A 19,954-nucleotide genomic window follows, 5' to 3' on the forward strand; every position below is an offset into this window, starting at 1 on the left:
ACGGTCCCTCGTTCAGCGTACTTGGGCTGTTTGAACAGGGGCTTACGACACCAGCCCCGTGCCCGCAATTGGCATTCTGACGGTCCGTTTCAAGCACTGCCCAGGCAAGACTGGAAACGGGCTGCATCCCGACGGCTGATCCCATTCGGTCGAAAACAACAACAAATACGGCTGCGGTGAAGACCGCATCGACTCTCTGCCCCTGTCAAAAAGTGTGGTCCGACGCAGGCGCCGGATCGCGATAAATCCAAATAATCCGGGACTCAAGAAGATGTACATCAAATGGCTGACTTTGCCGGCACTCGCGTTGCTCTGCTGCACCACCGGCGCCAACGCCAAGGAATGGAAGGAGCTGCGATTTGGCGTCAACCCAAGCTACCCACCCTTTGAATCCACCACGGCCGATGGCGGTGTACAGGGCTTTGGCGTGGATCTGGGCAATGCAATATGTGCCGAGCTGAAGCTCACCTGCGTGTGGGTCAGCAATGATTTCGACGGGCTGATTCCAGGGCTCAAGGCCGGCAAGTTCGATGCCATCGAGTCCTCGATGACCGTTACCGACGCGCGTAAAAAACAGATCGACTTTACCGATCGCCTGTACGCCGGACCGACCGCCATCGTTACCCGCAAAGACTCCGGATTGCTGCCTACCGCCGAGTCGCTGCGTGGCAAAACCATCGGTTACATGCAGGGCACGATTCAGGAAACCTACGCCAAGGCCAAACTGGCGCCGGGCGGGGTCAAGCTGCGGGCCTATCAGAATCAGGATCAAGTCTACGCCGACCTGGTCTATGGCCGTCTCGACGCTTCGATCCAGGACAAGCTGCAAGCACAAATGAGCTTCCTCACCTCGCCGCAAGGGGCGGATTTCCAGAACAGCGAAGGCATCAGTGACCCGCTGGTGCCCTCGGAAATCGCCATCGGCGTGCGCAAGGACAACGAGGAACTCAAAGGCATGCTCAATGCCGCCATCAAGGCCCTGCACGACAAGGGCATCTATGCGCAGATCCAGCAGAAACACTTCGGCGATCTGGACCTCTACAACAACTGATCCCGTACCTCGACGGTTACTCAGTGGCAGTGATCGTCGAGGGACATCAAGACAGGTGACTGCTGTGAACTCCTTCCTGAATATTCCGGGGGTCGATCTTTCGGCCCTGCAAGGTTATGGCCCGTTGTTGCTGCATGGCACTTGGGTCACCCTCAAACTGGCGGCGCTGGCGCTCCTGGTGAGCATGGCGCTGGGGCTGCTCGGCGCGGCGGCCAAACTGTCGCCGCTGAAGTTGCTCAACCTGCCGGCGACCTTTTATACAACCCTTATTCGCGGCGTGCCGGACCTGGTGTTAATGCTGCTGATTTTCTACAGCCTGCAAGGCTGGCTGACCGGCGTGACCGAGGCCATGGGTTGGCCCTACATGGAAATCGACCCCTTCGTGGCCGGCATCGTCACGCTCGGATTTATCTACGGCGCGTACTTCACCGAGACCTTTCGCGGGGCGATTCTGAGTGTGCCGTGCGGCCAGCAGGCAGCCGGCGCGTGTTTTGGCCTGAATCGCTGGCAGCGTTTTCGTTTTGTCGTGTTCCCGCAAATGATGCGTTTTGCCTTGCCGAGCCTGGGCAACAACTGGCTGGTGTTGCTCAAGGCCACGGCGCTGGTGTCGATCATCGGCTTGTCGGACCTGGTCAAAGTGGCGCAGGAGGCCGGTAAAAGTACGTTCAACATGCTTGATTTCCTGCTGCTGGCCGCGGCGCTTTATCTGCTGATCACCAGCGCGTCGAACTACGTACTGCGCGTGCTGGAGCGACGCTACAACCAGGGCGTACGGGGGATGGCGCGATGATCGAGTTGATTGCCGAATACTGGAAACCCTTTTTGTTCAGCGACGGCGAAACCCTTACCGGGTTGGCGATGACCTTGTGGTTGCTGGTGGCGAGTATTGCGATGGGCTTTGTGCTGTCGTTGCCCCTGGCCGTTTTGCGGGTCTCGCGTTGGAGCCTTCTGCGGTGGCCGGTCCAGCTGTTTACCTATGTGTTTCGCGGTACACCGCTGTATATCCAGCTGCTGATCTGCTACAGCGGGATCTACGGTATCGCTGTGGTCCGCTCGCAACCCTTGCTGGAAGCATTCTTTCGCGACGCGATGAATTGCACCTTGCTGGCGTTCACCCTCAACACCTGCGCGTATACGGTGGAAATCTTTGCCGGCGCCATTCGCAGCATTCCCTACGGCGAAATCGAAGCGGCCCACGCCTATGGCTTGAGCGGCTGGCGTCTGTATCTGCAACTGATTCTGCCGTCGGCGTTGCGCCGTGCGCTGCCTTACTACAGCAACGAAGTGATCCTGATGCTGCATGCAACCTCGGTGGCGTTCACCGCGACCATTCCGGACATCCTGAAAGTCGCACGGGACGCCAACGCTGCCACCTTCATGACCTTTCAGGCATTCGGTATTGCCGGGCTGCTGTACCTCGCATTGTCGTTCGGCCTGGTGGGCGCATTCCGTCTGGCAGAGAGACGCTGGCTGAGTTTTCTCGGACCAGCCCACTGAAAAAATCAAATTCCAATGTCCAGTGCAGCGCCGATGAGGGCGCGGCTCCAGGAGCACTAGCATGTACAAACTCGTGGTTGAAAATCTGTATAAACGTTTTGGTGACAATGAAGTGCTCAAGGGCGTCTCGTTAAACGCACGGGCGGGAGACGTGGTTAGCATGATCGGCGCCAGCGGGTCGGGTAAAAGCACCATGCTGCGCTGTATCAACTTTCTGGAGCGGGCGGACGAGGGCGCCATTTCACTGGACGGTGAGCGAGTGCTTACGCGGCAAGGCATTGGCGGGATGCGTGTGGCCAACCCAAAGCAGCTGCAGCGTTTGCGCACGCGCCTGGCAATGGTGTTCCAGCATTTCAACCTGTGGAGCCACCTGACGGTGCTCGAAAACATTGTGCTGGCGCCGTGCCGGGTGCTGGGCATGAACCGCAAGGTAGCGGAAGAGCGCGCACGGGCCTATCTGGACAAGGTCGGTCTGCCGCAACGGGTGGCTGATCAATACCCGGCCTTTCTGTCCGGCGGGCAGCAACAACGAGTAGCGATCGCCCGTGCCCTGGTGGTGGAGCCCGAGATTCTGTTGTTCGATGAGCCGACCTCGGCCCTCGACCCGGAACTGGTGGGCGAAGTGCTCAAGGTGATTCAGGCGTTGGCCGAAGAAGGCCGGACCATGTTGATGGTGACCCACGAAATGGGGTTTGCACGACAGGTCTCCAGCCAAGTGTTGTTCTTGCATCAGGGGCGGGTCGAGGAGCAGGGCAACGCCACCATCCTCGACCACCCAAAGAGTGAACGTTTGCAGCAATTCCTATCGGGTCGTTTGAAGTGAGGCAAGACGTACATGGCGGACATCCGCGATCTGTCGATCGTGCTTGATCGTATTGATCAGGCCATCATCGAAGTGCTGCGCCATGAAGGGCGCATCACTTATCAAAAGCTGTCCGAGCGCGTGCACCTGACCCCCAGGCCTTGTCTGGAGAGGGTGCGTAAACTCGAGCAGCTAGGGGTCATTCGCGGGTATGGCGCGATTCTCGATGAGAAAAAACTCACGCCGGGCCTTTCCCTGCTGGTACTGGTGGCGCTTTCGAACCAGAGCGGACGCGCGGCGCAAAAGGCCTTCGAGGCCAAAGTCAGGGCCTGTCCACAAGTACTGGAATGCCGTCTGATCAGTGGCGCGTTCGACTACAGCCTGCGCATGCGGTGCCGTGACATGGAACACTACCGGGTATTGACCGAAGTCTGGTTTGACGACCCGGACTTGCATATCGACAAACTGGTCAGCCACCCGGAGCTGGCGATGGTCAAGACGTCGATGGAGTAAGATCAGGAATCGCTGCCCAACGCAGCGATTTTTTTGTTTTTCAGCCCGCCGAATCGGCTGGGCAACCCGCAAACTTCAGCCGTTTTGATCACCTTGAAAGCCCTTATCAACCGGGTTTTTCTCGCTACGAAACAGACAATGAGCCTCTCTCAACCCTCATTGAATCTGTGCCCATGCAAACCACCAATACCGTTTTGATGATTCGCCCGACACGTTTCTCCTTCAACCAGGACACGGCGGCCAACAACCGCTTCCAGCGCCCGGCCTCAGTGTCCGAAGACGTGCAGCTAAAGGCCCTTGAGGAGTTCGACGGTTACGTTACCGCGCTGCGCCGGCATGGCGTCGAAGTGATGGTGCACAACGACCGTGAAGCATCCCACACACCGGACTCGATCTTCCCCAACAACTGGTGGAGCAGTCACCCGGACGGCACATTGGTGCTGTATCCGATGCAGGGTCACAACCGACGGCTGGAACGGGACAAAGGTGTGCTCGACTGGCTACGGGACGAGTACCGGGTCGAGCAGTTACTGGATCTGTCCAGCCTGGAACAGCAGGACGTGTTTCTCGAGGGCACCGGCAGCATGGTGCTGGATCGCCAGAAGCGGATTTGCTACGCCGGCTTTTCTACCCGAACCCATGCCGCAGCGCTGGACCAAGTGGTCGAGCATCTGGGCTATGAATTGTGCGCCTTCAACGCCGTTGACCGCCAGGGTGTGGCGATCTATCACACCAACGTAATGATGAGCGTCGGCACCCGGTTGGCGGTCGCTTGTCTGGCATCCGTCAGCCATCCTGGCGAGCGTTCGGCGCTGCGTGAACGGCTCGAAGGCAGCGGCAAACAGGTCGTCGCGCTGAACTGGGCGCAGCTGGAGTCCTTCGCCGGCAACATGCTGGAAGTGCACAACGCGGCGGGTGAGCCGCTGCTGGTGATGTCGCGCACGGCCTGGCGATCATTGGACACGGACCAGCGCCGCTTGATTGAAACCCATACCACGCCGCTGCCGGTGAACATCGACACGATCGAACGCATCGGTGGCGGCAGCGCCCGTTGCATGTTGGCTGAAGTTTTCCTGCCCAAACATTCGACCGTCCAGGAGCACGCGCAATGATCGTCCGTCCAGCCACACCTGAAGACTTGCCGGCGCTATTGACGCTTGCCCATAGCGCCGGTACCGGGTTGACCACTTTGCCGGCTGACGCTTCGCGCTTGCGCCAGCGTCTGGAGTGGGCAGCGAAAACCTTTGCCGGCGAAGCCGAGCGCGCCGATGCCGATTATCTGTTCGTGCTGGAAAACGAACGCAAGGAAGCGGTGGGCATCTGTGCCCTGGCAGGCGCCGTCGGCCTGCGCGAACCCTGGTACAACTATCGACTGGGTCTGTTCGTTGCCGCCTCGAAAAACCTCGGGATCAATCAACAATTGCCGACATTGTTCCTCGGCAACGATATGACCGGCCATTCCGAGTTGTGTTCTCTGTTCCTGCACGCCGATCACCGCAATGGCCTGAATGGACGCCTGTTGTCGAAGGCACGCTTTCTGTTCCTGGCGGAGTTTCGCCAGTGCTTCGGCGACAAGGTGATTGCCGAAATGCGCGGTTATTCGGACGAAGAGGGTGTTTCACCGTTCTGGGAAGGTTTGGGGCGGCATTTCTTCAAGATGGATTTTGCCGATGCCGACTACCTCACGGGCCTGGGCAACAAGACATTCATCGCCGAACTGATGCCCAAGTTTCCGCTACCGACCTGCCTGTTGCCTGAATCGGCGCGGACGGTGATTGGCCGCGTTCACCCCAGTACCGAACCGGCGCTGGGCATGCTCAAGGCTGAGGGGTTTGAACACCGTGACTACATCGATATCTTTGACGGCGGGCCACTGATCGAGTGCGCCACCGGTGACATCCGGGCGGTGCGCGACAGCCAGGTGTTGCAATTGAGCATCGGTACCCCCGGGGATCAGGCTGAGACTTATCTGATTCATAACCGGCAGTTTGCCGACTGCCGGATCACTGCCGCACAGGCACGTGTTGCGGCGGGTACGCTGATTGTCGACGCGCAAACGGCACAAGCGCTGGGAATGGCCGCCGGAGCGTCGGTGCGCGCGGTGAACCTGATGGTGCCGGTCCGGCAACAATCGGCGGCGTAACCCGTTCCTGAGCCTGCTTTGCACCTGTAGCCGGTACTGAACGGTTCAGGCGCCGCGGCTCAGCACTTCACCAATACTGCGACGTTTGGCGTGCAACTCACTGGCATGGATCAATTGTTCAAGGTCTTCGGGAGTGACGTCGAAGAAGGCCTCCATATCGGCCAGGGCCAATTTCAGGTCTTCGGCGGTGATCGCCTGGTTATCGGTGGGCGGGTGGTCGGCAGGCACTACTGCAACCGGTTCATTGGCGCGCTTGGGATAGCGGATGCGCGTCAGGTTGTTGTAGGCCAGGGCGCTGAGCAACATGATCGAGGCACCGAGCATCACCGGGCCGAGCGCTTTCCAGTCCATGGCAATGGTCGCCGGGTCTGCCAGCACCAGGGTCAAGGCCAGGGCACCGGCCGGCGGATGCAGGCAGCGCAGCCAGCACATCAGCACCAGGGCCATGCCGGCTGCCAGACAGGCGCTGGTCAGGGTGCGACCGAGTACGTGCGCCACCAACAGTGCGACTACGGCGGCGCTGAGGTAGCCGCCGAGAATCGACCAGGGTTGCGCCAGTGCTCCGGACGACACCGCGAACAGCAGCACCGCCGACGCCCCCAGCGGCCCGATCAGGTGTTGCGCCACCTCGATGCCGAATACCTGGCCGCACAGCCAGACACTGAGCAGGGTTCCCAGGGCCATGCCAATAGCGGCACGGCTCCACTCTGTCGGGCGGGTGTTGATGGCGGCGGGTAACCAGCGAGCGAGCATGACGAAACCGTTCCGTTGACAAAACCGAGGAAAAAAAAGGGCTTAGCTGGGATACCCAGAAAGCCCTTGAAGTTGTTCCAACTATTGGGGGAGGAACAGGCACAGTGTGCCGATCATTGCAGATGCTGACAAATTCATATTAATGAAGCTTCAGTTCATTAATTCTGATGTATCGCCACCCGGCGGCCACTCATGAAACACAACATGCCACCCAAGGCTGCCAACGTGCTCAAGGCATAGAACATGGTGGGCGCCGGGGTATGCATCAGCAGGAAGCCGCAGATCACCGGGCTTAGTGCACCCCCTAGCGCTGCGAGGTTCTGCGCACCGTAGTAACTGCCACGCAGCTCTTGCGGCGCCAGGGTATCGACGAAAAGAAACTCGGCCGGGTAAATGATGATTTCGCCCAGGGTGAAGATAAACATCGCCACGCACCAGCTCACCAGGCTGTCGGCCAGGCTGAATCCGATCAGGCCGAGGATGAACAGCGCGGTGCCGCCAACAATCCAGTGGCGCAGGTGTTCGCGCTTGAGGAAGCGGCCGATCTGATATTGCAGCAGGATCACGCTGATGGCGTTGCAGGCGAGCAGGGCGGCCATGACTTTAAGCGTGTTCTGGTCGTCGCTGGTGACCAGCAGATACTGCGACAGATAAAAGGTGAAGCGACCGTGCACCACGGTGCTGAGCAGGCAGCCGGCAGTGAACATGATCAGGGTGCGGTCGTTTTTCAGGGTGATCAGGGTGTTGAGGAAGCTTTGCGCCTGTCCCGTTGCCGGGAGCTGCGTCGGGTCCCTGGCAATGCCGGTCAGCAGAAAAATGCTGAAAAAGGCGATGGCGCCGGCGATCAGGAATGGAGCAATCGGATAGACCCCGGCGATCACTACACCGAGCATCGGGCCGATGGCATAGCCAATGTTGGTCAGGGTGTAGCTCAGGGAAAACGCCTTGGCCCGTTGGCCCACGGGCAGGTTTTCGCTCAGGATCGCTTTTGAACCGATCAGGAACAGCGCCGAAGCGGTTTCGGTGATCACCAGGATGACGGTGGTCAGGTAAAGGTTTTCGGCAAGGGTCAGGAGCACCAGGCCGATCGCGCTGGAAAGCATGGTCAGAATCAGCAGGCGACGTTTTTCCAGGCGGTCGATGATGTAACCGCCATAGAGCGCGAGCAGGGTTGCGACGAACACCGCGATGCCCAGCAGCAAGCCAACGTCCTGTTGGTTGAGGCCGAGCTTGTTGCTCAGGAACAGCGTGAGCATGGGGCTGGTGATCGCGCGGCTGACAACGATGGTCAACGAGCAGATCAACAACCGGCGGATAACCAGCGAGTAGGTGGCCACGGGGTGAATGTCCTTATTCGAAAGCAGGTACGCGAGGAGTCCTGTTTAACACGGCCCCCGGGCGTCGTTGAAGAACATGCTTGATCTTCAACGACGCCCGGTGAATGGCCATCGGACTTGCTCCGTGCCTTCGGCCTCTTCTACAAGGGGCGATGCAGCAGCACGAAATCGTTCTTGTCGAAACGCCCGCTGAGTACGGGCGGCAAAGCGCCATAGGAGGTGCCTTGCAGGGCATGGTAGTCGTTGGCATCCATCATCAACCACAATGGCCCCTGAAGCGTGTCCAGCTCTTGAATCGACTCGGTGAACACAGGTTGCAGATCCTGCTCGATATTGACCATGAACTTGATGGCCTTGGCGTCCTTGCCCATGTGATGCAGCACCAGCGGTGCGGGGTCTTTTTGCATCTGTTCAAGCGAGGCACGACTGAAGGTCTGGGTGTCGTACATCTGCCGTTCGAGCGGTTCAAACACCAGAATGTACACCGACCACAACGCCAGTACCGAACAAACGGCCAGGGTTTGCGGGCGCCAGTGCGGTTTGCCAAGGATCGCCAGCGCAATCACTTGTAACGCCCCCAGGATCATCAACACCGTAGCAAGGTTGGGCAGTTGTTGATCAAGTTTTCGCTGGGCAACCAGCAGTCCGCCGACGAACAACGCCGGCATGAGCAGCCACAGGCCCTGCATCAAGCCGCGTAGCCAACTGAACAAGCGACCCCGAGCCACGGCAAAGGGGTAGGCGGCGATGATCGCCACAAAGGGCAATATCGGCAGCAGGTAGCGGGCTTTCTTCGCCTGGGGAATCGAAAGCCCGAGCATCACGATCAACCCGGCTGCCGCGCAATACTGGAGCAATCGCAGTGCCGGCCCGGTGTCGCGCGGTTTGTTCAGGGCCAGTGCCAGCAATGCCAGCAGCGCCAGAGGATACGCCAGCGCATAGTTGCCCATCGAACTGGTGAAGTAGTAGAGCGAGCCGCTGACGCCTTCTCTACCGTCCATGCGCCCCATGAACTGCATGCGAATCACGTCCTGCATGAAGACCGGCCCGCCACTGGCTTTGGCCATCCACAGTAACGCGCCGACACACAGGGCCAGCAGCACTGCGGCCGTCAGGCCGAAGCCGAAAAACCGCTGCCATTGGCGATTGAGCAGAAAGTAGCTGCACAGAATGCCGGTGGGGATCACCAGCCCGATCGGCCCACGCAGGCCGAAACCCAGCAGCAACAAGGCGAAGATCAGTAGCCATCGACGGGGTGCCGAGAAGTGATCGGCGGCGTAGCCCAGATAAAACACCGCAAATGCAACCGCAGCGAGCATCAAGTCCTGGGAAACCGCGCGTACTTCGGTGATGAAGGTGTTGGTCACCAACATCAGGGCGATGCTCAGTAACGCCCATCGGCTGGAAACAGGTGCAACCAGACGGTACATCAGCGTGACGATGACCGCCCCGGCGATAGCGCTTGGCAGCCAGGCACTGAGGCTGTTGACCTGGCCAAACGGCAGGGCCGTCAACCAGATGAACAGGGTCGAAAGCCCCAAGTAGTCAGCGTAGGGCTGACCATAGGTGGTCGGGAAAAACGACGGCCCGTGTCGCAGCATCTCCTGGGCGAACAGCACGAAGCGCGAATCGAAACCGATTGGCGCTTGCTGGTAGACCCCGGCAATGAACAACAGCAGGGCCAACAGTCCCACGACGCAGGACTGTTGGCGGATGGACCGTGACATTACGCCGAGGCGTCGACTGGGGCGGCCGGCCATTGCTGATGCGGGATCGGCAGTTTGCGCGATTCGCCGCGGCCCATCGGGAAATACAGGAAGCCGCCACGGGCCAGACGTTCGGCGTCGTACAGGTTGCGTCCGTCGAAGATCACCGGGGCGACGAGGCGTTGGCGGATCAGGTTGAAATCCGGCGCCTTGAATTGCTGCCACTCGGTGCAGATGATCAGCGCGTCGGCGCCCGTCAACACCGATTCCGGCGTGCCCATCAACATCAGCTTCGGTTCATCGGGATACAGGTTCTGGGTTTCCTGCATGGCTTCGGGATCGAACGCGCGCACTTCAGCGCCCGCCGCCCAAAGTGATTCAAGCAGCACGCGACTTGGTGCATCGCGCATGTCGTCGGTGTTTGGCTTGAACGCCAGACCCCAGAGGGCAAAGGTCTTGCCCTTCAGATCGCCTTTGTAGAACGCGTTAATGCGATCGAACAGCTTGTGTTTCTGCCGCTCGTTGATGGCTTCAACCGCTTGCAGCAGATCGCTGGAGCAGTGGGCCTCTTCGGCGCTGTGAATCAGGGCGCGCATGTCTTTGGGGAAGCACGATCCGCCGTAGCCGCAGCCAGGGTAGATGAAGTGGTAGCCAATACGGGAGTCGGCGCCGATGCCCAGACGAACCGATTCGATATCGGCCCCCAGGTGTTCGGCCAGTTCGGCGATCTGGTTGATGAAGCTGATTTTGGTTGCCAGCATGCAGTTGGCGGCGTATTTGGTCAGCTCGGCGCTACGCAGGTCCATGAACATGACGCGGTCATGGTTGCGGTTGAAAGGGGCATACAGGTCGCGCATCACATCACGCACCTCATCGCGCTCGCAGCCGATGATGATACGGTCCGGACGCCGGCAATCGGATACAGCCGAGCCTTCCTTCAAGAACTCCGGGTTGGACACGATATCGAACTGCAGCGAACGCCCGTCCTTGGCCAGGTATTGGTCGATGTGCGCGCGCAGGGTATCGCCCGTACCGACCGGTACAGTGGATTTTTCCACCAGGATCACTGGCTGTTCACGGTGGCGCGCTACCGCTTCGCCCACGGACAGGACATAACGCAGGTCGGCCGAGCCATCCTCACGGGACGGCGTGCCGACCGCGATGAACAACACTTGACCGTGTTGCACCGCCAGCTTTTCATCGCTGGTGAATTGCAACCGTTTGCCGTCCAGGCCTTCGCGCACCAGGCTGGCAAGCCCAGGTTCGAAAATGCTCACATGGCCCTGTTGCAGCAATTTGACTTTTTTCTCGTCAATATCCATGCAGACCACGTCGTGGCCAACTTCCGCCAGGACTGCGGCTTGCACCAAGCCAACATAACCGCTACCAAATACACTTATTTTCATGGGGCACTCCTAAGTTCGGGCGCACTTGCAGGTCGAGAATTAATGGTGATGACGCCCAGGATGACCAGGGCGACGCCAAGGCTTTTTGAAAGACTGAAATCTTCGTGAAACAGCGGCAGGCTGGCGGCCAACAGGTACACCAGTGCGTAGCTGATGCTCAGCAGCGAGTAGGCCCGGCCCAGGGGCAGGTCACGCAGGGCGAGGAGCCAACTGAGCATTGAAAGGGCATAGGCAAGGATAGCAGCCAGCACTACGGCCACAGCCGCCAGGTTGATCGGGGCGCTAAGCCATTGTTCCGGCGACGGCAGGTGACTCATGCTCCAGCGCATGCCCAACTGTGCGGCACTGACCAGCAGCACGCTGCCCAGGGCGAAGGTGATTCCGCGTCGCTGGTTCATGCGTGTTGTCCCAACAGTGCCACGCCACCGATCACCAGCACTACACCCAGCCAGTGACGGCGGTCGATGGTTTCGTGGAAAAGGAAACGCGCGACCAGGGTGATCAGCACGAAATTGAGGCTCAACATCGGGTAGGCGATGCCAACTTCCAGGCGCTGCAACACCAGCAACCAGACCAGCAAGCCCAAACCGAGTGAGACGAGCGCCAGCCACAACCACGGCGAGCGCAGTTTCTGCGCCCAGCTCGAGGGTTGCCCGCGCCAGCTTTCGACGGCGTACTTCTGGGCAATCTGGCCCAGGCACGTCAGCAGGCAAGCGACCAGCAGCAGAATCAGGCTCATGGCGCGGCCTGAGGAATTATCAAAATGACCAGATTGCCTTCCTCATAACGCTTGCCTTCCTTGGGCAGCTGTTCGAGCTCCTGCAGTTCCTCGTCACCTTTGACCCGCATCACAACGCCGACCGGGCCTTGTTGACGGGCTTCTCGCATCCATTGCTGGATCTGATCGGGATCGACGCGCTGCTTCAACGAATCAGGGTAGGCAAGGCCGTACTTCAATTCGCCAATGGTGTTGTAGAAAGACACGTCCGGACGCTTCATTCGCCAGGCCAGCGCCGAAGCTGCCCCCAGATCGTTGCTCAGCAACCTGGCGCTCTGGCCGAGTTCCTGCGCATGATCGAGGATGAACTGATCAGGCGTCTTGTTGGCGACCACCGAGTTGGGCAAGCCGGCCGGCAGCAGGCCGATCAGCAGCAGGCTGCCAAAGGCCGGAGCTCCCCAGCATTGCAACGGCCTGAAGGCTTGCAGCAGGTTGGCCATGATCCAGCCGATCAGACCGATAAACACCAGCACCAGGTTGTGCAGTTCATGGTCGTACAACGGCTTTTTAAGTTGCAGGTAGACCAGGGCGAGCAGGGTGATCAGGCCCAGCGCCAGGTTGAGAATACCGTTGATACCGAGGATCCGGCCTTGTTCCAGTTTCAGCCGATCAGCCAGGGTGTGACCCAGCAGCAAAGCCAATGGCAGCAGGCACGGCAGGATATAGGCAGGCAGCTTGCCTTTGCTCAGGCTGAAAAAGATCAGCGGCATCCACAGCCACAGCAAAAGGAACGCGATGTTGCTCTGGCGCCGGGTCTGCCACGCCTGTTTCAGCGCAGGCGGCAGCAAAGCCACCCACGGCAGGCTGAACCCTACCAGCAACGGCAAGTAGTACCACCATGGCGCATCATGCTGGGCATCTTCCCCGGCGAAGCGGCGGATGTGCTCGTGCCAGAAGAAGAATCGCCAGTAGTCGGGCTCCTGCGCATGCACCGCCAGGACCCAGGGCAGGCTGACGGCCACGGCCACGACTATCGCCACCGGACCGTAGACCAGCAACTCGCGCCAGCGTTTTTGCCAGAGCATCCAGGGCAGGGCGATCAGCACCGGCAGCAGCCAGGCGAGAAACCCCTTGGTCATGAAGCCCATGCCACACGCCAGCCCCAGCACCGCCCAGGCCGTCAAACGTTGGCCGCGGCCTGTGCCATCGACTGCGAACCACAAGGCAACCAGACTGAGGTTGACCCAGAAAGTGAATTGCGGATCGAGGTTGGCGTATCCGGCCTGGGCGGCGATCACCGTGAGGCTCATATACAGCAGCGCACAGGCGAAACTCTTGCGCGGCTCGTTCCACATCCGCCGTGCGATCAGGTAGCACAGTAATACGCTCAAGGCCGTGCTCAGCGCCGAAGCGAAGCGCACGCCGAACAGGTTTTGACCGAACAGCGCCTGACCGATGGCGATCATCCAGTAGCCGGCGACCGGTTTCTCGAAATAGCGCACGTCCATGAAATGCGGCGACACCCAGTTGCCACTCAGCAGCATTTGCTGGCTGATCTGGGCGTAGCGGGTTTCATCGGGAATCCACAGGCCATGGGTTCCCAGAGGCAGCAGGTATGCCAGCGCCATAAGCACCAGCAACAGCGGCAATGCCCAGCGTTTGCTCATGCGCCTTGCACTCCCAGCCAGCCTTCGCGACCTTCGAGTGCGCCGCGTACCACGCGACCGACCGGCAAACTGCCAGGGGTATCGGGCAGCAAATCACCCAGGGGTTGAAAGTGGATGCCACGCTGCCGCGCATCGCTCAGCAGGTGGCGGAAATCATTGGCCATCAGAATCCCTTCTACTTCGGCATGGATCGTGTAGACGTTGATTTTTTCCGGGGTGAACCGGTCAAGGATAAAGCTGTTGAAGTCTTTTGCGGCGATATGCGGGCCAACCACTTCGTCGAACGTCGGCAGGTCCACGGGGATTTGCGGTGTGCCCAGACGTCCATCGGCCAGCTTCGGCTGGAACAGGCTCTGACCACGGCAATCGCTGTTATAGCGAAAACCGAATCGCTGCTTGGCCTCGATCACGCGCTCGTCCGCGCGCCAACCGGCGGCGGCCGAACACTCGATCTTTGCCCCGAGAATGTCGCTGAGGGTGTCCACGCCACGCCGGATCTGCTCGATCAATTGCGCGTCGTTCCAGCGCCCGGCATTGGCTTGCCAGCCATGGTGATCCCAGGCGTGCAGGCCGACCTCATGGCCGGCGTCACGGGCCTGACGCATCAAGTGCCCGAGATCGCGGCCAATCGGTTTGCCCGGCCATGCAGTGCCGGCCAGCAGGATGTCCCAGCCATACAGGCCGGCCGCGTTTGAGCGGAGCATTTTCCAGAGGAATTGTGGACGGATGAGGCGCCACAAGTGGCGCCCCATGTTGTCCGGGCCAACGCTGAAGAAAAACGTCGCCTTGACTTGTGCTTCGTCCAGCATTTCCAGCAACCGGGGCACCCCCTCACGGGTGCCTCGGTAAGTGTCGACATCGATGCGTAGGCCTGCCTGCATCAGCGCTTGTCCGCGATTTCGAGCATGGCTTCGCGCAGGAAGAAGTCCAGGGTGTTACCGATGGTTTCACGCATTTCCACGGTCGGCTCCCAGTTCAACAGGCGCTTGGCGTTGGCGATGCTTGGCTTGCGGTGTTCCACGTCCTGGTAACCGGCACCGTAGAACGCCTTGCTTTCCACGTCGCGGAAACCGGCGAAAGGTGGGAAGTTGTCGCGCAGCGGGTGAGCTTCGAACTGACGCAGCAGCTCTTCGCCCAACTGACGGATGCTGGCTTCGTTGTCCGGGTTGCCGATGTTGATGATCTGACCGTTGCAGACATCGTTGTCGTTGTCGATGATCCGCGCCAGCGCTTCGACGCCGTCGGCGATGTCGGTGAAGCAGCGTTTCTGCTCGCCGCCGTCAAACAGGCGGATCGGCGTACCTTCCACCAGGTTGAGGATCAGCTGGGTGATGGCACGGGAGCTGCCGATACGTGCCGAATCCAGACGGTCCAGACGCGGACCCATCCAGTTGAATGGACGGAACAGGGTGAAGTTCAGGCCTTTGGCGCCGTAAGCCCAGATCACGCGGTCCAGCAGCTGCTTGGACACGGAGTAGATCCAGCGTTGCTTGTTGATGGGACCAACAATCAGGTTCGAGGCATCTTCGTCGAAGTTCTTGTCCTGGCACATGCCATAGACTTCCGAGGTCGACGGGAAGATCACGCGCTTGTTGTACTTGACGCAGTAGCGCACCAGCTTCAGGTTTTCCTCGAAGTCCAGTTCGAACACGCGCAGCGGGTTGCGGGTGTATTCGATCGGGGTGGCAATGGCCACCAGCGGCAAGACCACGTCGCACTTCTTGATGTGGTATTCGATCCACTCGGAGTGAATGCTGATGTCGCCTTCGACGAAGTGGAAGTTCGGGTGGCTGCGCAGGCGGTCGATGGCGTCGGAACCGATGTCCAGGCCATAAACCTCGTAGCGGTCATCACGCAGCAGGCGCTCGGACAGGTGGTTGCCAATGAAACCGTTGACGCCGAGGATCAGCACACGGGTGCGACGCGGCGCACGACCGGACTCGGCACCACGCAGCACGGAACCGTCCACCAGGCCCAGCTCGTTGGCCAGTTGCGGGCCGCTCAGGTACAGGCCGTTGTCGTTGCGCTGGCCAGCGGTGATGATCAGCGAGTCTTCGCCACAGGCAATGCGCAGCGGGTCGACACTGATCACGCGGCCCGGAGCCTGGCCTTCGTTGCCCTTGGCCACTTCGGCACTCCAGACAATCAGCTTGTGCTCGCCCACCGCGCAGAACGCGCCCGGATACGGCTGGGTCACGGCACGAACGAGGTTGAACAGTTCTTCTGCCGGCTTTTGCCAGACCAGCTTACCGTCGGCTGGAGTGCGGCGACCGAAAACGCTCGCCTTGGATTCATCCTGCGGGGTTTCAGTGACTTTGCCTTGCAGCAGCAGCGGCAGGGTGTCGCGCAACAGGTCGGTGGCAGCCTGGCGCAATTTGCCGTGCAGGCTCAGTGCGGTGTCGCTGCGCTCGATTGCGACTGGGCGCTGGGCGAGGATCGCGCCGGCATCGGCACGCTTGACCATGCGATGCAGGGTTACGCCGGTTTCGGTCTCGCCATTGACCAGCACCCAGTTGGCTGGCGCACGGCCACGGTAGCTTGGCAACAACGAGCCATGCAGGTTGAACGCACCCTTGCGGGCGGTGGCCAGCAATGGCTCGCTCAGCAGGTTGCGGTAGTAGAACGAGAACAGGTAGTCGGGGTCGAGCTTGCTGATGCGTTCGATCCACAGCGGATGGTTGGCATCTTCCGGTGCGTGCACGGTGATGCCCTTGCTCGCGCATAGCTGCGCAACGGAGCCGTAGAAGGCATTTTCCTTGGGATCATCGGCGTGAGTGAACACGGCCGCGATTTCAATACCGCTGGCGAGCAGGGCTTCAATACCGGCACAACCGATATCGTGGTAGGCGAAGACAACAGCTTTTGCGCTCATGGGTGAACCCGATCTGAAGAAGTGGAAGTGAGGCCATCGATGGTGGCAACGGAAACAGGAGAGGCAGGCTGACTACGCAGCACCTTTTCGATAAAGAAACGCGGACGAGCACGGACATCGCTGTACATGCGGCCCAGGTATTCGCCCAACAAGCCCATGCCAATGAATTGGCCGCCGGTGAATACGAACAACACGGCGAACAGGACAAAGGTGCCACCGCCAGCCCAGCCGGCGCCGAATGCCAGACGCAAAAAGACCAGAGCGACGGCAAAGAGTACGCCGAGGGCCGCCATGCCGAAGCCGATGATGCTCAGCAGACGCAGTGGCGTGGTGGTCATGCAGGTCACCAGATCGAACATCAGGTTGATCAGGCGCATGGGGCTGTATTTGGAATCGCCGTGTTCGCGCTCGGCGTGGTTCACCAGGATTTCCGTGGTGTGACGGGCGAAGCTGTTGGCCAGGATCGGGATAAAGGTGCTGCGCTCGCGGCAGGCCAGCATGGCGTCGACTATGGTACGCCGGTAGGCACGCAGCATGCAGCCGTAGTCGCTCATGGCCACGCCGGTGGAGCGTTGCACGGCGAGGTTGATCAGTTTCGACGGCCAACGGCGCAAGGCCGAGTCCTGACGGTTGTTGCGCACGGTGGCGACGACGTCGTAGCCCAGTTCGGCCTGGGCCACCAGGCGCGGGATTTCTTCAGGCGGGTTTTGCAGGTCGGCGTCGAGGGTGATCACCACGTCGCCCTTGCACTGCTCGAAACCGGCCATGATGGCTGCGTGCTGGCCGTAGTTGCGGTTGAGAATGACCGCCACTACCGGGCTGTCAGGGCGGGAGGCGGCCTGCTCCAGAATGTGCGCGGAGTCATCGCGACTGCCGTCGTCGACCAGGACGATCTCGTAGGGGTGGTGCAATTGCGCGCACGCCGCTTCGGTGCGGCGCAGCAATTCCGGCAGGCTGTCTTCTTCGTTATAGACCGGAATCACGATCGATACGAAGTTGATTGGGTAAGGTCTCACAGGCGTGTGTCCAGGCAGTTTTCAATGGCGCCGACAACGCGCTCGACGTCATCGGTGGTCATGTCGGGGAACAGCGGGATCGAACACAGTCGGGCCGAGTTCCATTCGGTATTGGGCAGGTACAGGTCAGGATAGCGCTGGCGATACCAAGTATGCAGGTGTGTCGCGATGAAGTGAATCCCGGTGCCGATATTCTGTTCCTGCAGGGCTTTCATGAACGCTTCACGGTCCAGCCCGCAGCGCTCGGCATCGATACGCAAGATGAACAGGTGCCAGGCGTGTTGCTGCGCATGGGCGGGAATGGCCAGCGGTTGCACCGGCAGGCCTTCCAGGCGTTGCAGGTAGGTGTTGGCCAGCAGCGTGCGTTTGGCGTTGATCTCGTCCAGCCGCTCCAGTTGTACCAGGGCGATGGCCGCATTGATGTCGGCCAGGTTGTACTTGAATCCCGGCTCCATGACTTGTGCCTGGGGTTTACGGCCATGGGTCAGGCGATCGTAAGCGTCGACACCCAGGCCATGGAACTTGAGCATGCGCACCCGCGTCGCCAGGGCTTCATCGTCGGTCACGAACATGGCGCCTTCGGCGCAGGTCATGTTCTTGATGGCGTGGAACGAAAAAATCGCGGTGCCCGTGGAACCGACGTGGCGACCTTTATACCGGGTACCCGCTGCGTGGGCGGCGTCTTCGATCACGGTGATCCCGTGCTTCTCGGCCAGTGCATACAACGGATCGAGATCGAACGCAGCGCCAGCGTAGTGCACCGGGATGATGGCTTTGGTGCGCGGGGTGATCGCCGCCTCGATGCTCGCCACGTCACTCATCAGCGTGTCGCGGTCAACGTCGACGAAAACGGGTGTCGCACCCAGCAGGCTGATCATGTTGGCGGTGGACACCCAGGTCTGCGAGGGTGTAATGACTTCATCGCCCGGGCCGATTCCCAGCGCGAGTAAAGTGATATGCATGCCACCTGTGGCCGAGGACAGTGCCACGGCATGACGGCAACCGACATAATTGGCGAAGTGCTCTTCCAGTGCCTGGTTTTTCGGCCCAGTGGTTATCCAGCCTGAGCGCAGTACTTGTTCTACCGCGGCAATTTCCTCATCGCCGATACTCGGACGGGAGAAGGGAAGAAAAGCCTGACTCATGAGCACCTCTTGGCTGAAAACGTGAATAGCCGTTGAGGCTAGAAAATGGATCCGGTCGCATTCTAGACGCTAAAACACAAACTGCATCAACTACTTACTTGAGATTGGTGAGAAATACCATCAGTTGACTTTTCCTGCAACGGTCGGCAGGTTGGGAAATGCCGAGGGTCGCCAGATCCGCCAGAGGTTATGCCCGATTTTGTGAAAGGAACATGAAAAAACGGTCGGCGAATCATTTATCCAGAATCTATTAAGCGACTGTTCAGACTTTTACCGTTTATCGCTGCGTTTAGCAGAAAAGTCTTACAGAAGTCTGGCATTTTATAGGGTCTGTTTTCCATCCTTAGTTGTTTCGTTGAATTGTTTTCATTCAAGGCCGTATCGTTTGATTGACTTACCTGTTATTGACCCGAGTGTTCTCAGAACCAATCCGCTGACGGTGTATCTGGCGCGACTGGCGCCGGCCAGCCAATTGACCATGCGGTACGTCCTGCAGGACGCTGCCGACCGATTGGGCTATGAAGATGTGAACATCGAAGAAATCCCCTGGCATCAGTTGCAACCCGAGGATGTGATTGCACTGGTTGCCACCTTGCGCGCGGACGGTTATGCGCCTAATACATCGTCGCTGTATGTCAATGCGGTGCGGGGGGTAATGAACGAGGCCTGGCGCATGAGCCTGATCAGTCAGGAGCATCTCTTGAAGATGCGCTCGGTCAAGGGCATTGCCGGCACGCGTCTGTCCCAGGGGCGCAATCTGCGGCGCTCGCTGATCCATGAACTGATGGAAGTGTGCGCCGCTGATCCACGACCGCAGGGCCTGCGGGACGCAGCGATCATCGGGATTCTGTATGGCTCGGGGATGCGCAAATCGGAGTCGGTGAACCTGGACCTGAATCAGGTCGATTTCACTGAGCGCAGCCTTCAGGTCACCGCCAAGGGCAACAAGCAATTGATCAAATACGCCCCGGCCTGGGCCTTCGCCAAGCTCAACGCCTGGCTGGAACTGCGCCGTTCACAGCTCAAGGAGGGTGAGACGGACGACACCTTCCTGTTCAATCGCATACGTCGCGGTAGCCACATCACCCGTGAGCGCATCACCAAGCATGCGATCTACTACATCGCCCGCCAGCGGGGCGCCCAAGTGGGGGTGAAGATCATGCCCCATGATTTCCGGCGTTCGTTCATTACCCGGGTGATCGAGGAACATGATTTGTCGATCGCCCAGAAACTCGCCCATCACAGCAACATCCAGACCACGGCCAATTACGATGTGCGCGATGACAATGAGCGGCGCCGGGCGGTTGATCGTTTCGACCTTTGAAGGG

19 protein-coding genes are annotated in these 19,954 nt (G+C 59.8%); 8 read left to right on the plus strand and 11 right to left on the minus strand.

The window, feature by feature from the left end:
• Window positions 1-271 precede the first annotated feature (271 nt).
• The 7 genes from F7R06_RS01785 (at window position 272) to astA (ending at window position 6,006) form a co-directional block, all read left to right on the plus strand.
• Window positions 272-1,051, plus strand: a complete 780-nt coding sequence (locus F7R06_RS01785) for a transporter substrate-binding domain-containing protein (protein ID WP_090322126.1) — start codon at window positions 272-274, stop codon at window positions 1,049-1,051.
• A 64-nt stretch (window positions 1,052-1,115) separates the two neighbouring features.
• A complete protein-coding gene (locus F7R06_RS01790; protein ID WP_090322123.1) occupies window positions 1,116-1,841 on the plus strand; it encodes an ABC transporter permease in 726 nt (241 codons plus the stop codon).
• Window positions 1,838-2,548, plus strand: coding sequence for an ABC transporter permease (locus F7R06_RS01795; RefSeq protein ID WP_090322121.1), 711 nt, complete (start codon window positions 1,838-1,840; stop codon window positions 2,546-2,548). The genes F7R06_RS01790 and F7R06_RS01795 overlap by 4 nt, the downstream gene beginning before the upstream one ends.
• Window positions 2,549-2,609: 61 nt before the next feature.
• Window positions 2,610-3,371, plus strand: a complete 762-nt coding sequence (locus F7R06_RS01800; RefSeq protein WP_090322118.1) for an ABC transporter ATP-binding protein — start codon at window positions 2,610-2,612, stop codon at window positions 3,369-3,371.
• Window positions 3,372-3,383: 12 nt separating this feature from the next.
• Complete coding sequence (locus F7R06_RS01805; RefSeq protein ID WP_090322115.1) at window positions 3,384-3,863, plus strand: Lrp/AsnC family transcriptional regulator; 480 nt, start codon at window positions 3,384-3,386, stop codon at window positions 3,861-3,863.
• A 173-nt stretch (window positions 3,864-4,036) separates the two neighbouring features.
• Entirely contained in the window at window positions 4,037-4,975 is a 939-nt protein-coding gene (gene ctlX, locus F7R06_RS01810) for a citrulline utilization hydrolase CtlX (RefSeq protein ID WP_090322113.1), read from the plus strand.
• Window positions 4,972-6,006 (plus strand): arginine N-succinyltransferase, encoded by a 1,035-nt coding sequence (gene astA / locus F7R06_RS01815; protein WP_090322110.1) that lies wholly within the window; start codon window positions 4,972-4,974, stop codon window positions 6,004-6,006. Before ctlX ends, astA begins: the two co-directional genes overlap by 4 nt.
• Before the next feature lie 45 nt (window positions 6,007-6,051).
• On the opposite strand, the gene F7R06_RS01820 is transcribed toward astA, so the two are convergent.
• From F7R06_RS01820 to arnB, 11 genes are all read right to left on the minus strand, one after another.
• Complete coding sequence (locus F7R06_RS01820; protein WP_090322107.1) at window positions 6,052-6,759, minus strand: HPP family protein; 708 nt, start codon at window positions 6,757-6,759, stop codon at window positions 6,052-6,054.
• Between the two features lie 158 nt (window positions 6,760-6,917).
• Window positions 6,918-8,096: an MFS transporter gene (locus F7R06_RS01825; RefSeq protein ID WP_090322105.1), complete on the minus strand. Its 1,179-nt coding sequence runs from the start codon at window positions 8,094-8,096 to the stop codon at window positions 6,918-6,920.
• A 140-nt stretch (window positions 8,097-8,236) separates the two neighbouring features.
• A complete protein-coding gene (locus F7R06_RS01830; RefSeq protein WP_090322102.1) occupies window positions 8,237-9,856 on the minus strand; it encodes an ArnT family glycosyltransferase in 1,620 nt (539 codons plus the stop codon).
• A complete protein-coding gene (locus F7R06_RS01835) occupies window positions 9,823-11,208 on the minus strand; it encodes a UDP-glucose dehydrogenase family protein (RefSeq protein WP_090322099.1) in 1,386 nt (461 codons plus the stop codon). The genes F7R06_RS01830 and F7R06_RS01835 overlap by 34 nt, the downstream gene beginning before the upstream one ends.
• On the minus strand, window positions 11,205-11,606 hold the full coding sequence (arnF, locus tag F7R06_RS01840) for a 4-amino-4-deoxy-L-arabinose-phosphoundecaprenol flippase subunit ArnF (protein ID WP_090322096.1): 402 nt from the start codon (window positions 11,604-11,606) through the stop codon (window positions 11,205-11,207). The genes F7R06_RS01835 and arnF overlap by 4 nt, the downstream gene beginning before the upstream one ends.
• The gene (gene arnE / locus F7R06_RS01845) at window positions 11,603-11,947 is read right to left on the minus strand and encodes a 4-amino-4-deoxy-L-arabinose-phosphoundecaprenol flippase subunit ArnE (RefSeq protein ID WP_090322093.1); all 345 of its coding nucleotides are present in this window, start codon (window positions 11,945-11,947) and stop codon (window positions 11,603-11,605) included. Before arnE ends, arnF begins: the two co-directional genes overlap by 4 nt.
• The gene (gene arnT, locus F7R06_RS01850) at window positions 11,944-13,593 is read right to left on the minus strand and encodes a lipid IV(A) 4-amino-4-deoxy-L-arabinosyltransferase (protein ID WP_090322090.1); all 1,650 of its coding nucleotides are present in this window, start codon (window positions 13,591-13,593) and stop codon (window positions 11,944-11,946) included. Before arnT ends, arnE begins: the two co-directional genes overlap by 4 nt.
• Entirely contained in the window at window positions 13,590-14,474 is an 885-nt protein-coding gene (gene arnD, locus F7R06_RS01855; RefSeq protein ID WP_090322086.1) for a 4-deoxy-4-formamido-L-arabinose-phosphoundecaprenol deformylase, read from the minus strand. Before arnD ends, arnT begins: the two co-directional genes overlap by 4 nt.
• Window positions 14,474-16,465 (minus strand): bifunctional UDP-4-amino-4-deoxy-L-arabinose formyltransferase/UDP-glucuronic acid oxidase ArnA, encoded by a 1,992-nt coding sequence (gene arnA, locus F7R06_RS01860; protein ID WP_090322083.1) that lies wholly within the window; start codon window positions 16,463-16,465, stop codon window positions 14,474-14,476. Before arnA ends, arnD begins: the two co-directional genes overlap by 1 nt.
• A complete protein-coding gene (gene arnC, locus F7R06_RS01865; RefSeq protein WP_090322080.1) occupies window positions 16,462-17,481 on the minus strand; it encodes an undecaprenyl-phosphate 4-deoxy-4-formamido-L-arabinose transferase in 1,020 nt (339 codons plus the stop codon). The genes arnA and arnC overlap by 4 nt, the downstream gene beginning before the upstream one ends.
• Window positions 17,478-18,626 carry a UDP-4-amino-4-deoxy-L-arabinose aminotransferase gene (gene arnB, locus F7R06_RS01870; RefSeq protein WP_090322076.1) on the minus strand — a complete coding sequence of 383 codons (1,149 nt, stop codon included), beginning with the start codon at window positions 18,624-18,626 and terminating at the stop codon, window positions 17,478-17,480. Before arnB ends, arnC begins: the two co-directional genes overlap by 4 nt.
• A 385-nt stretch (window positions 18,627-19,011) precedes the next feature.
• On the opposite strand from arnB, the gene F7R06_RS01875 reads away from it, so the two are divergent.
• Window positions 19,012-19,950, plus strand: a complete 939-nt coding sequence (locus tag F7R06_RS01875) for a site-specific integrase (RefSeq protein ID WP_342671291.1) — start codon at window positions 19,012-19,014, stop codon at window positions 19,948-19,950.
• Window positions 19,951-19,954: the final 4 nt, after the last annotated feature.

Source organism: Pseudomonas moorei (genome assembly GCF_008801475.1).
Classification (GTDB): domain Bacteria; phylum Pseudomonadota; class Gammaproteobacteria; order Pseudomonadales; family Pseudomonadaceae; genus Aquipseudomonas; species Aquipseudomonas moorei.